Annotated in this window: 10 protein-coding genes and 2 pseudogenes; 6 read left to right on the top strand and 6 right to left on the bottom strand. The window is 66.4% G+C overall.

The window, feature by feature from the left end:
* Positions 1 to 55: 55 nt before the first annotated feature.
* The gene (locus OG562_RS41855; protein WP_266407431.1) at positions 56 to 1,018 is read left to right on the top strand and encodes a LysR family transcriptional regulator; all 963 of its coding nucleotides are present in this window, start codon (positions 56 to 58) and stop codon (positions 1,016 to 1,018) included.
* A gap of 248 nt (positions 1,019 to 1,266) precedes the next feature.
* Complete coding sequence (locus OG562_RS41850) at positions 1,267 to 1,602, top strand: hypothetical protein (protein ID WP_266407429.1); 336 nt, start codon at positions 1,267 to 1,269, stop codon at positions 1,600 to 1,602.
* A 92-nt stretch (positions 1,603 to 1,694) separates the two neighbouring features.
* Here OG562_RS41850 and OG562_RS41845 read toward each other — a convergent pair.
* The 4 genes and pseudogenes from OG562_RS41845 to OG562_RS41835 all read right to left on the bottom strand — a co-directional run.
* Positions 1,695 to 2,197 (bottom strand): annotated as a pseudogene (locus OG562_RS41845) (transposase); the annotation flags it as partial.
* 840 nt (positions 2,198 to 3,037) lie between these two features.
* Entirely contained in the window at positions 3,038 to 4,234 is a 1,197-nt protein-coding gene (locus OG562_RS46300) for a TniQ family protein (protein ID WP_353962843.1), read from the bottom strand.
* A gap of 127 nt (positions 4,235 to 4,361) precedes the next feature.
* Positions 4,362 to 4,620, bottom strand: a pseudogene (locus OG562_RS41840) (winged helix-turn-helix transcriptional regulator); the annotation flags it as partial.
* A 79-nt stretch (positions 4,621 to 4,699) separates the two neighbouring features.
* Entirely contained in the window at positions 4,700 to 5,464 is a 765-nt protein-coding gene (locus tag OG562_RS41835; protein ID WP_266407427.1) for an IS5 family transposase, read from the bottom strand.
* A 327-nt stretch (positions 5,465 to 5,791) separates the two neighbouring features.
* On the opposite strand from OG562_RS41835, the gene OG562_RS41830 reads away from it, so the two are divergent.
* Together OG562_RS41830 and OG562_RS41825 are read left to right on the top strand one after the other, a co-directional pair.
* Positions 5,792 to 6,055: a hypothetical protein gene (locus OG562_RS41830; RefSeq protein WP_266407424.1), complete on the top strand. Its 264-nt coding sequence runs from the start codon at positions 5,792 to 5,794 to the stop codon at positions 6,053 to 6,055.
* Positions 6,001 to 6,240: a GNAT family N-acetyltransferase gene (locus tag OG562_RS41825; protein ID WP_266407421.1), complete on the top strand. Its 240-nt coding sequence runs from the start codon at positions 6,001 to 6,003 to the stop codon at positions 6,238 to 6,240. Before OG562_RS41830 ends, OG562_RS41825 begins: the two co-directional genes overlap by 55 nt.
* Positions 6,241 to 6,352: 112 nt before the next feature.
* Here OG562_RS41825 and OG562_RS41820 read toward each other — a convergent pair whose 3' ends face one another.
* Positions 6,353 to 7,498 (bottom strand): LacI family DNA-binding transcriptional regulator, encoded by a 1,146-nt coding sequence (locus OG562_RS41820; RefSeq protein WP_266407418.1) that lies wholly within the window; start codon positions 7,496 to 7,498, stop codon positions 6,353 to 6,355.
* A 100-nt stretch (positions 7,499 to 7,598) separates the two neighbouring features.
* Between OG562_RS41820 and OG562_RS41815 the strand changes: the two genes are divergently transcribed.
* A complete protein-coding gene (locus tag OG562_RS41815) occupies positions 7,599 to 9,824 on the top strand; it encodes a glycoside hydrolase family 36 protein (RefSeq protein WP_266407417.1) in 2,226 nt (741 codons plus the stop codon).
* Positions 9,825 to 9,941: 117 nt separating this feature from the next.
* On the opposite strand, the gene OG562_RS41810 is transcribed toward OG562_RS41815, so the two are convergent.
* On the bottom strand, positions 9,942 to 10,955 hold the full coding sequence (locus OG562_RS41810) for a hydroxyacid dehydrogenase (RefSeq protein ID WP_266407416.1): 1,014 nt from the start codon (positions 10,953 to 10,955) through the stop codon (positions 9,942 to 9,944).
* 361 nt (positions 10,956 to 11,316) lie between these two features.
* Here OG562_RS41810 and OG562_RS41805 point away from each other — a divergent pair, with 361 nt between their 5' ends.
* A complete protein-coding gene (locus OG562_RS41805; RefSeq protein WP_266407415.1) occupies positions 11,317 to 12,648 on the top strand; it encodes an ABC transporter substrate-binding protein in 1,332 nt (443 codons plus the stop codon).
* Positions 12,649 to 12,652: the final 4 nt, after the last annotated feature.

The following is a 12,652-nucleotide window of genomic DNA, read 5'->3' as shown; positions in this document are numbered from 1 at the left end:
AATCAACCACCAGTGGCGCACACCCACTGTGCAGAAATGCAGATACGGTCGGGCCGTGCACCCCCGCTCCCCGGACGAGAACCCCGCCCCGCAGCCGGCTGGCTCCCATAGCTCCGTCGATCCGCGCAAACTCCGCGCGGACGATCTGCGCTACCTGCTCGCGCTGTCCCGTACCGGACGCCTGGTGACCGCCGCCGACGCACTCGGCGTGGATCACACCACCGTGTCCCGCCGAATCGCGGCATTGGAGAAGAACATCGGCATGCGCCTCATCGAACGGGGCACTGAGGGATGGACCCTGACGGACATCGGCAGAGCCGTTTCGGAGAACGCACGCGCGATCGAGGAGGCCATCGACCGCGTCGTCGACACCGTGGCGGGCCAGGACTCGCCGTCCCTGCACGGCACGGTGCGCGTCAGCGCGCCCGACGGCTTCGGCACCGCCTTCGCCACACCCGCCCTCGTACGGGTACGCCGCCGGCACCCCCGGCTCCAGGTCGAACTCATCACCGCGACACGCCAGCTCGCCCTGCGCCCGTCCGGTTTCGATCTCGCTCTCGTCATCGGCACTCCCGCCAGCAGCCGCCTGGTGACCGAGCACCTCACCGACTACACGCTGGGGCTCTACGCCAGTGACGACTACCTCACCGAATACGGCCGGCCGGAGACGGCGGCCGAGCTGCGCGAGCACCCGCTCATCTTCTACATCGAGTCGATGCTGCAGGTCGGCGACCTCGACATCGAACGCCACCTTCCCGGCATGACCCCGGCCTTCTCCTCGACGAACGTCTTCGCCCAGCTCGAAGCCACCCGGCAGGGCGCCGGCATCGGCGTCCTGCCGGCCTTCCTGACCCGGCGGACACAACTGCGCCGACTACTCGCCGACGAGATCGACATCCGGCTCCCCATCACCCTGGCCGTCCGCCGCGAGGCCGTGACGCACCCCGCCGTACGCGCCATATGGACCGCCCTACGGCATGAGGTCGCCGAACGGGCCGACGAACTGCTGCCGCAATGAACGCCAAGGAGTTTCCGGTGCGGTGAACGCCCGCCGATCGCAACACATGTGACCGGGCTCGCTAGTTGGCACCAGGCCACGTTCACGACCTGCACTGATGCCAAGTAGCTTCAGCGGCCGGAGCCGCAGAATAAGCGAAATAGTTGGCATTTTGGTACAGAGCAGGTCATGAGGCGTGTGTCGCCATAGCGGGGCCAGAGATCTTCGGCGGCAACGGCCCTTGATATGAACGCGGCAGCCACATCGCCATGTTCCTGCGAGGCGAGGAGCTGTGCTGCACGACAAGCCGTACCGCTCGTGCCAGTATGCGCAGTTCGTGGACACCAGCCGTCGGCATGGTCGAGCGACCGGCGTTCCGGCGCGACACCTGGGTCATGGGCGTCACGGACGACGGCGAGGTAGAGGAGCCTCCGTCCGAACGCATCGCTGCCTACGTCGCCGCGCCTCTTGAGCGGTGGCGCGACCTCACCGAGGACGATGAAAAGACCTCGCCCTGGTCAAGCGGTCCTCTGATCGGCAATACAAGTGGCCCGGTCATCTACTTCGGGATGAGCTGGAGCATGGCCGAGGAAGCGTCGACGTAGGCGCCAGACCTCGCGAACTCGATGGGGCTGGTCTGTTTCGAGGTGCAGCAGAACCGGCTCAGGCCTGAACTCGGCGGCCAGTCGTCGGTAGTGAGGGCGGAGGCGATACCAACGAAGACGAGAAAGTGTTCGGCCGTGCGCTCGTAGCGGCGACGGAGGCACCGGCAGCCAGCCAGGACACCGTTCTCTCGACCACCCAGCGGTGCCGACTGAGCCGATTTCCGGGTCATTTTGGCAGAAATGATACGATTCAGCACCGTCTGCGCTCTCTCTTGCTTGCTCGCATGCTCACGGCGTCGATGGCGTGTCGCGACCAGTCCAGGTCACCCTGGCGTCCAGTCGCGTCACGGAGTAGTTGACGCAGTTCCGTCCAGACATGAGCTTCGGACCACTCGATGAACCTCTGGAGAGCGGTTCCGCCCGAGAGCCCGAATCCGGATGGGAGTAGTGGCCACGCGCACCCTGAGGTCGAAGCGAACACAATCGCGGCCAGGGCCTCTCGGTCGCCGATGCGTCGGGATGTCGCCTTGCGTGCCTGGTCGGATGCCGACGGGACCACGCGCTGGAACAGCTCCCACAGATGGTCCGGCGCCATCTGCCCTACGGGGTCCCCCAACTCGCGAACTGTACGGTTCAGTGTTGCAACACGTGACGTCGCATCGAAATTCGCCTGTGGCCCCTCCTCCTGGATGACACCAGCGGCTACAGCTTCTTCGTCACGGATGACCTCACGCACCGAGACCGCCGGTTCATGGTTCTGGTCACAAGAAGTCGCGAGGCGTTCGGCATACAAGTGAAGTCGCCGACGCAACCTTAGGCTCGGTCCTCTCGCTCCGTTGCCCATCCGGTACAGGAGTGCACAGAGCGCCCGCCTATCCTCCCCAGAATCCCGAAGGTCGAGCACTACCGGACTGTGCATGCGCTCTCCTTCAGTCACTTCAGCCCAGACTAGGGCCGAGCCCATTGTCGGGCCCGCCTGCTCCCTTAGTCTCTCCAGTCCAGGAAGCCCGTCACTCATAGTGAGCCAGTCGTCCAGCGGCAGACGCCAGAAAGCTAAGCATCTGCGCCTGTTGACATAGTCGATACGTTGAGAAGTCGTGTCCAGGTATTTCGCGATCTGTTCGACAGCCTCTTCGAAAGCTGGCCAAAGGCAGAGCGCCTCCAGTTGGCGCCCGAGGTGTTTGAGGGTACTTCGAGCAAGCCCAGGCTGCATTCCCACCGCTGGTGCGCAGTCGTCCCAAGTGGCACCTGACTTCAGTTCGGCGAGCCGCAGCGAGGCGGCCCGCCGGAGGTGCCGTTCGATCGCGGTGGTAAAGCGCGGTAGGCGCTCAACAAATTCGGCAAAGTGCTGACCGAACCATGCCAGAGGCAGGAATGATGGAATCTCTTCGACTCGGAAGTAGTGTCGAGTCGAGAGCGCGGCTCGCAACTCGGCTCAAACAGGCATCCTATGGATGCGCCACGTGGTGGCCCGGGCCAGAGCCGGTGAGATGTCGATGCTTCTACAGATACCGCCGGCGTAGCTCCTTGCCCGGCGGTATGCCTCCCGAGCCAAGGGCTGTACGCGAGGTCGAAGCGTAAGGAGTTCACGATTTCCCAGCGCCACATCGGCTGCTGCGAGGAGAGCTCCACACAGCGCGGAGTCACTGGGAGCGATTTTCGTTCCCCGATTATCCGCGGCCTTTTGCCGCTGGTTCTGTTGCTGGGCGGTGATCTGCGCAAGCAAAGGTTCCACATATGCTTGGACGAGGCCTTGCAGGCGGGCGGATGGAAGGAATTCAGCACCCAGAGGCCACGTCAGCTTGATCAGATGGGCAGTTGCGATCAAGTCCGAGAAATAGTACCCGTCAGGCCTGACGCTCCCATCCCGGGCTTGGGCCTGTGGCGAGAGGTACTCCAAGATGCGCAGTTGCAGGGCAAGGAGGTGATCCAGATCACTGTCTGGCAGAGTGCTGTCAGAATCTCGACTCACGCGGTCAAGTCGCATTCCGCACGGAACACTCTGGATCCGCTTGGCGCAGTGGAGCGGATTATCCCTCGTACGAGTAAGAATGTTACGGCACTGCAAGGGGTGCAATCCGGCCAGTCTGGGATTGTTGATCAAGCTGTTCCGCTTACCACGTGCGACCTCGAGCGGTTGACAACAGGCCGGACAGAGGTGTTCCAGCAGACGCCGATGCTGTACACAAGCGAAGATAACTGGAAGATGCCACACTAACTGCCAAGCTTCCCCGAAGGCTTCTTCAACGGCTGTGCCGTCGCCTCGCAGGCAGTCGGGGCAGAACCGGCCGGAGCCAGCAACAGCCCAATTGACTGCGGCACTGTTACCGATAGTTCTGCTGTCCGTCCGGATCTTTCTGAGCGGCGGATACGTCTGAATAAATCTCCTCAAGGTCAGAGCATCGGCTTCGCGCTCTGTCAGGCGCGCGGTTAAGGCGAATTCCCGGATCACCCCTTCAGGCATGGCCCGAAGATACGCGTGGGCAATCCGACGCTGCCGCGACGCCAGGCCGACCAGCTCAGCGACCCGGGCGGGAGAGCGCTCAAGTCGGTATGCGGTGCGCAGCAAAAATCCGGACAGCGACTCTCCTTCCAGTGGCGTGAGACTGCGTGAAAGCCGTTGGGTTGCCATGCTGCCGACCTCTCCGTCCTGGCCCCGACAACAGGTCTGATGAAGACTCGACCTTGCCGACATTCCGGCAATGCCCAGGCGCAGCTTCCTCCACGGAGCGCTCGCCCGGATAGTGCCGCAGTCAAGGGGTGTATTCGACACGCGGCGGAAACGGTGGGGTGCACGCTGCGCTCGACCAGGCCGTTACGCTCCAACATGCGCAGGTTCTGAGTAAGCATCTTGTGGCTGATGCCTTCGATCTCGTTCCGCAGTTCGCTGAATCGCAAGGTGCGTTCACCGAGAGACCCGATGATCAGGAATGCCCACTTGTTGGCGACGTCGGAGAAGATCTCTCGCGCCAATGAGTCCGCGCGCCTGAGGTCTGCTTCCTCGGATCGGTCCTTGATCTATTTGGTCACCATCAGGTTTCCCAGTCACTAAAAAGTGCGTTCTTCCATGTCAGCGACCACTCAGCCTTTCCCAACCTCAGCCTGAGGTGTTGAGGTGGAGGGTGAGGACGGCTTGGACGAGTGCGGTGATGCGGGTGGTGCTGCATCGGAGCTTGCGCAGAATTCGCCAGGTCTTGAGGGTGGCCACGGCCTGTTCGCCGAGTGCGCGGATTTGGGCGTGGGAGCTGTTGACGGCCTGCTGGCCTGCCGACAGCTTCTCCCATCGGCCGCGAAAGGGAACGCGCACTGTGCCGCCGGCGCCCTGGTAAGCCTTGTCTGCCCAGCAGGGGACGCCGGCGTCGGCCAGAGCGTCGATGATGCCGTGAATGCGGGCTGCGCGGATGTCGTGGACCGCGCCGGGCAACGCGGTTGAGGCCCACAGCAGACGCCCGAACGGATCGGCGATGACCTGCACGTTCATCCCGTGCTTCTTGTGTTTCCCGGAGTAATAGGGGCGGGCGGCTGCAATACGGTCGATGGGTAGCAGCGTCCCGTCGAGGATCACGAACGCCTTGCCCGAAACTGTCTGCATGGCAGTGGTGAGGTCGGGCGCGAGAGCGGCCAGGACATCGACGGCCTCAGCCACATACCGGCCAACCGTGCTGGTCCCGACGCCGAAACCGGCGGCGAGCTGGGCGTAGGTGTGGCCACACCGCAGGTGAGCCAGCACCAGCAGGGCCTGCCGGTCCGCCGGAAGCCGGCGCCACCGCGTCCCGAGCTCCAGACGTCGGGCGGCCAGCAGACGGGACAGGAACCGCAAGGTCGAGCTGGACAGATCCAGCCCCGATCGGTAGACAAGCACATGAAGCTCCGGGCGGACAGGTTGCTCTTGGTCGACAACTCATCTACCAGGAGCTTCACCTCTTCCCGCACACACCTCATACCAACTCACGCCGTGGTCAACCAGGTTGGCAAGGGTCACTGGCAGACACCACCGCGGCCGGGGTGTGAGAGGCCCCGGAAAATACCGGCGAGCCTTTGCCTCTCGCTAGTTATCCTGCCTCGTCCTGAACGCGGCCAGGGAGGTCCCCAACCATGAACAGCACCACGTCGTCCTTTCCCGAGCGGATCGAGCTCTCGGGGGAGGGTCTTTGTCCTGCGCGACTGGACGCAGGCGGACCTGGCCGCGATGCCGGCGCTGTTTGACCACTCCGACATCGCGCACTGGACACCGATCGTCTCCCCCTTCAACGAAGCGGCCGCCCGCGCACGGCTGGACCGGGACCGGCGGCTGCGGGCGGAGGGCACGGTCATCCTGCTCGCCATCACCGTCGACGGCGGCGCACTGCTCGGCGAGGTGATGCTGCGGCGTGCCCCGAGGGCACGGAGCTCGGCTACGTGGTCGGCCCGGCGCACCGCGGCCAGGGGCTGGCCGCGCGGGCGGTGCGGGTGATGGCCGCGTACGCCTTCGAGCAGTTGGGCGCGGGGCAGGTGATCCTGGAGCTGGAGGCTGAGAACGCCGCCAGCGTCGCCGTGGCCACCAAGGCGGGCTTCCAACTGCTCGACATGCCGCTGATCACGGGCGAGGAGAAGGGGCGGCCATACGCCCTGCAGACGTGGGGTCTGAACCGCCCCTGACCCTCGGCCTCCACCACGAGCGCCCGATCGCTCGCTCACTCCAGGCCCATGACCGCCAGCTTTTCAAGTTGGAATCAGCTCAATGGTGCGACTCCGGGCAGCCGCCGGAGTCTCATGAAGACCGACGTGCTCGGTCGACGGGACGCGCCCCTGGCGGCCGCGCCGACTGCCGGATCACCAGTTGCGTACTCAGCACGACGTGGTCGTCGGCGAGAGACTTCTCCCGCTCCAGCGCCAGGCGGACCGCGGTGCGTCCGAGCTCTTCGTAGGGCACCCGAACGGTGGTGAGCGCGGGGGTCAGATCGGTGGCGAACGGCACGTCGTCGAAACCGACCAGGGACACGTCGGCGGGCACGGACAGACCCGCCTCACGCAGCGCGGCCAGAGCGCCCACGGCAACCATGTCGGTGCCGGCGAAGATCGCCGTGAAATCCAGCCCCTGCTCCAGCGCGGCCCGGGTCCGCTGATAGCCGGAAACCCGGGTGTACGCCCCGGAGACGTCCAGTTCCTCGGTGTAGGGCACGTCGTGCGCCCGCAGAGCCTGGCGGTATCCGGTCCGGCGCTGTTCGGCGCTGCTCATGAGGGGATCGCCGCCCAGGAACAGGACGCGCCGGTGTCCCATGCCGAGGAGGTGGTCGACGGCTTGGAAGGCGCCTCCGCGGTTGTCGTAGTCCACCACCGTCACCGGCAGGCTGGACGTCAATGGCGGTCGGCCGCACAGCACCAGGCGGGAGCCGGCCGCGTCCAACGCCTTGGCGTACTCCGCCATGCGCTCGTGATAAGCGTCGTCGATCACCGCTCCTCCGACGAGGACCACCGCGGCCGCGTGCTGCTCGCGCATGAGCTGCACCAGGTCGTCCTCCCGGTGCCGGTCGTTGTGGGTGACGCAGACCAGACTGAGCCTGCCGCGTTCTGCCGCCTCCTGCTCCACCCCTGCCGCGACGTGGGCCAGGGAGGGTCCGGTGATGTCCTGCAGAACCATGGCGATGGGGCCCGCGACTCCGCCGGAGAGGGCTTTGGCGTGGACGTTCACCACATAGTGCAGGGACTCGACCGCCGCCATGACCCGGGCGCGAGTGGCCTCGGAGACCGGATAGTTCCCGGCGAGTGCTCGGGAAACGGTTGCTACTGAGACGCCCGCCTTCACGGCGACATCACGAATCGTGCTGGGCCCGTCGCTCGGGCCACTGCCGCGTCGGCGCCTGCGGGGTTGCCTGGGTCCAGAGCTCGTTGGAGCACTGCTTCCGTTGTCCGTCACGGCTCGACGTTACTGCAAGTGATGCCACTTGTGGTCGGCTGGTGCGCAAACTACCGTCTCCGAACAGTAATCGTTTACTGACGTCTCCGGAGTTGCCACTGTGTCCGTCACCCACCTGCGCTGGGGAACCGACGAGCTGTCCCTGATCCTGTCCCTCGATACAGCCGGTCCGGTACGGCTGCTGGCAGCGGGCGACGCGGCCGCGCTGCCCGATCCAGCGCATGAACCCGAACTGTGCGCCCTGCTCATGCACCGCGCCCTTCCGCTGGTCGAGATCCAGACCGCGGGGAGCGGGCGTCTCGGCACCTCGGGCAAGCGCCATGTGGACGGAGCAGCATCGCTCGCCCTGCGCTACACCGACCACGAAGAGGTCCACGAGCGGCACAGCGGCGGTGACGTACGTACTCTTAGCGTACGGATGACCGACGAGGCCACCGGCCTGCGTGTCACCGCAGTCTGCGCGCTGCGCGAGGGCATCCCGGTTCTCCGTACCGAGGCGCACCTGGAGAATGCCGGCGACCATCCGGTCACCTTGGAGTACGTCTCCTCCTTCGCGTACTCCAACCTCGCCCGCCACCTCGGGGACGGCGAACGCTGGGAGGACGGTTTGGCCCTGTGGCTGGCGGCCAATCCGTGGAGCGGCGAATATCGCTGGTCCAGGGCCGCTCTCGCCGAGCGCGGGCTCAATGACGTGGGCATGGTGTCCTTCGGCCAGACCGGTTCCAAGAACCGGATCGCTGTGACCAGTACCGGCTCTTGGTCCTCCTCCGAACACCTGCCGATGGGCTGCCTGGAGGAGACCCGGACCGGCCGGGCGCTGTTGTGGCAGATCGAGCACAACGGGTCCTGGCACGCCGAGGTCGCCGATCGCTTCGACGACGTGTATCTGGCCCTGTCCGGGCCGACCGACCGCGAGCACCAGTGGCGACACGTTCTCGCCCCCGGCGAGTCCTTCCGTACCGTGCCCGCCTCGGCCGCCTTCGTCCCCGTGGGAGGCCTGGAGGCCGCGCTCACCGCCATGACCCGGCACCGCCGCGCCACCCGGCGGCCGCACCCCGACCACCAGGGCCTTCCCGTGGTCTTCAACGACTTCATGAACAGCCTGATGGGCGAGCCCAGCACCAAGGCCCTGCTCCCACTGGTGGACGCGGCCGCGGCCGCCGGTGCCGAGTACTTCTGCATCGACGCCGGCTGGTACGACGCCGAGCCGCCCGGTGCCGTCGGTCCGGGCGGGGTGCCTGGTTGGTGGGACGCGGTCGGCGAGTGGAGGGAGTCGGCCTCGCGTTTCCCCGGCGGGCTGAACGAGGTGCTGGACCACATCCGTGACGCCGGGATGGTCCCTGGGCTGTGGCTCGAACCGGAGGTCGTGGGCGTACGCAGCCCGGTCGCCTCCGCCTTGCCCGACGAGGCTTTCTTCCGGCGGGACGGCGTCCGCCTGGTGGAGTGGGGCCGCCACCAGCTCGACGTGCGCCATCCGGCGGCGCGGGCTCATCTCGACGCGGTCGTGGACCGCCTGGTGCACGACTACGGGATCGGCTACCTCAAGCTCGACTACAACATCGACATCGGCGCGGGCACCGACGGGCCAACGGGTACCGACAGCCCTGGTGACGGGCTGCTCGGCCACAACCGCGCCTACCTGAACTGGCTCGACGACGTCCTCGACCGGCATCCCGACCTGGTTCTGGAGAGCTGCGCGGCTGGAGGCAGCCGCACCGACCACGCCGTACTGTCCCGGCTGCCGATCCACTCTGTCACCGACCAGCAGGACTTCCGTCTCCTGCCCGCCATCGCCGCCGCGGCACCCACCGCTGTCACCCCGGAGCAGGGCGCGATCTGGGCGTACCCGCTGCCGGAACACAGTGATGCCGAACTCGGGATGGTGATGGTCTCGGCGATGCTCGGCCGCATCCACCTCAGCGGCCGTCCCGATCTCCTGACGCCGGGGCAGGCGGCCCTGGTGCGCCGGGCCGTGGACGCGTACAAGTCCTACCGCTTCCTGCTCGCGGGCACCTGGCCGCGCTGGCCTCTCGGCCTGCCCGGCTGGCGTGACGGCTGGATCGCCTTGGCACTGACCACGGAAGACACCGGCGAACCGGGCGACAGGACGCTGCTGGCCCTGTGGCGCCGGGAAGGAGCGCCCGAGAACGTGACTGTGCGACTGCCGTGGGCCGACGCCTGCAGCCGGCCGCGTGTGGTGTTCGAGGCGGGGCCGCGACCGACGTACGACTGGGACGACCGGGAGCGGAGTCTACGAGTCCACCTCCCCGCCGAGCAGTCGGCGGTGCTGCTGTCCTTCGGCCCCGACCTGGACGTACCGGCCTGAGTCGCGCGTGCCACGAACATGCCTGCGCCCCCTCGGCGAACGTGAGTTCACCGAGGGGTCGACTTGTGCGATGGAGGAGGGAGTTGGGCCAGAGCCCGGTACGCCGGACAGGGTGGCTCAGGCGCTGATCACGAGATCGGCCCGGCGGACCTCGTGGGCAAGCTGGAGACCGGAGGCAAGGCGGGCGAGTTCGTCGACGACCGTACGGCCGAGTCGTTCCAGTTCGTTGCCGAGCGATCCGGCGATGTGCGGGGTGAGGAAGACGTTGGGCAGTCGGTACAGCGGGGACTCTGCGGGCAGTGGCTCCGGTTCGGTGACGTCGAGTACGGCGCTGATCCTCCCGCTGGCCAGCTCGTCGGTGAGCGCCTCGGGATCGATCAGGGCGCCTCGCGAGGTGTTGATCAGTACGCCGCCGTCCCTGATCAGCGCCAGCCGGTCGCGGTCGAGCATCCGGTAGGTCTGCGGGATGTCGGGAGCGTGCAGGCTGACGATGTCGCTGGTGCGCAGCAACTCCTCCAGGCCCAGGTGTACGACGCCGAGGGCGACCGCCTCGCTCTCGTCCACGTACGGGTCGTAGAGCGCGACCGAGAAGTCGAAGGGGCGCAGGAGCTCAAGCACCCGGCGGCCGACCCGCGAAGCGCCGATCACCCCGATGCGCCGACCGAGATTACCCATGCCCGCATGGTCGGTGGCAGCCGGGTAGACGCGCTCCGCCTGGAAGCGTTCGCGCAGGCCGAAGGCATCCTTGCCGGAGAGCAGGATCGCGGCGAGGGTGTACTCCGCCACCGGCAGTGCGTTGGCCTCCACCGCGCTGGAGACGGCGACCCCGCGTTGCCACACCTCGTCCCCGACGAGACTGCGCACACTGCCCGCCGCGTGCAGCACGGTACGCAGCCGGGGAGCGGCGGCCAGCGCCTCGGCGCCGATGTGCGGGCAGCCCCATCCGGTGATCAACACCTCGGTCTCGGCCAACGCCGCCTGCACGGCCGGGTCGGTGAAGTCCTGGACGACGAGCGCGGAGTCGATCCGTACCAGTTCCCCCAGGCGTGCCATCAGGTGAGGCGGAAAGAGCTCGGGCAGGTGCACCGGGTTCATCGCGAACACGGCCGAGGGCAGTTGTGAGCTGGGCATGGGGCTCCTGCTTCGAGGCGGGAAGTGACCGGTTTCAGTAAACGTATTCCACGCTAGAGACGAATCCGGCCGCAGGTCAATGGCTTCGGCGGAGGTCGCGGCAACGCATCGGGAGCCACCCCCTAAAGCCGCCCACCTTCACGTCGGTGCAGATCAGAGCGTACGCAAGGTAACTCGTTTGAAAGTTCGACGAAACAATCCGGCCTCGCCTCTTGTGGATCCAGTCACTCGCGACTTACGGTCCACCCAGCAAACGGTTACTTCCCATTCACGGGCAGGGCATCTCGTCCCCTGCCTCGCTGACCACCGCGCCGCCCGGCCCCCACACCGCACGCGCCGTCCTGTCCCCTGTGGAGGACCGATGACCACCTTCCGTGCCAGAACCTTCGTCTCGTCGGCCGCGGCCGCTTCCCTCTGTCTTGTTCTCGCCGCCTGCTCCAGCGGCGGCGACGCGGACGCCGGGGCCCAGCAGAGCACCAAGGGCAAGGTCAAGCTGCAGTTCTGGAGCTGGACCGAGGGGATCGAGGCTCAGGTCAAGACCTGGAACAAGACCCACCCCGACACACAGGTGGAGTTCTCGCAGGAGGCCGGCGACACCGTCTACCAGAAGCTGCGCGCGGCGGTGAAGGCAGGCACCGCACCGTGTCTGTCCAAGATGGACGGGCAGGACCTGGCGACGTTCGCCGCCGACGGCCTGCTCACCGACATCAGCAAGACGGCCGCCTCGTACAAGAGCGCGTACACGACCGCCGCGTGGAACTCGGTCAGCCCGGGCGGCACCACGTATGGCATCCCGATGGGCTCGTCCCCGCTGTTCACCGCGTACCGCGCGGACCTGTTCCAGAAGTACGGGATCACCAAGGCCCCGGCCACCTGGGACGAGTTGATCGCGGACGGCATCGCGATCCAGAAGAAGAACAAGAACATCAAGATCTTCAACATGGCCGGAGAAGACCCGAGCACCCTCGTGGATCTGTCCTGGCAGGCCGGTGCCTCCTGGTACAAGGTGGACGGCGACCAGTGGAAGATCGGCTTCACGACCCCCGCGGCCCTCAAGGCCGGAGACGTGGTCCAGCAGCTCATCGACCACAACCTGGCATCCAACGCCTCCTACGCCGACCCGGGTGTCTTCAAGACCTGGGACCTCGGCAAGACCATCCTGATGACCACCTCCACCTGGCAGTTGCCGATCTACGACACCAACTTCCCCAAGTCCAGGGGCAAGTGGCAGCTCGCCGACGCCCCGCTGTTCGACACCGCCGCGCCCCGCACCTCCAGCTTCTTCGACACCACCGCCGTACTGAAGGGCTGCAAGTACCCGGACCGCGCAGCCCAGTTCGCGGCCTGGCTGAGCAGCAGCAAGGAGTCGGTCACCACGCTGACCGACCCCAAGTCCAAGTCCGGCCTGTTCCCCGCGCTCAAGGACGTCACCCCGTACGTCGACAAGATCATCCCGACCGAGATGTTCAACGGGAAGTCCGACAGCGCCCAGATCATCACCACCGCCGCGTCCCGGGTGGGTGACCAGTGGCAGTACGGCCCCGACTACGCCGACATGTTCGCGGAGATGCAGAAGGACTGGGGCAAGGTCGTCAAGAAGCAGATGACCGTCAAGGACATGCTCACCCACCTCCAGTCGTGGACCCTCTCCGACCTCAAGAGCAAGGGCATCAACGCATCCGCCGCGAACTGACGCC

The sequence above is a fragment of the Streptomyces sp. NBC_01275 genome (assembly GCF_026340655.1).
Classification (GTDB): Bacteria; Actinomycetota; Actinomycetes; order Streptomycetales; family Streptomycetaceae; genus Streptomyces.
This window is presented reverse-complemented; position numbering and strand designations above follow the sequence as displayed.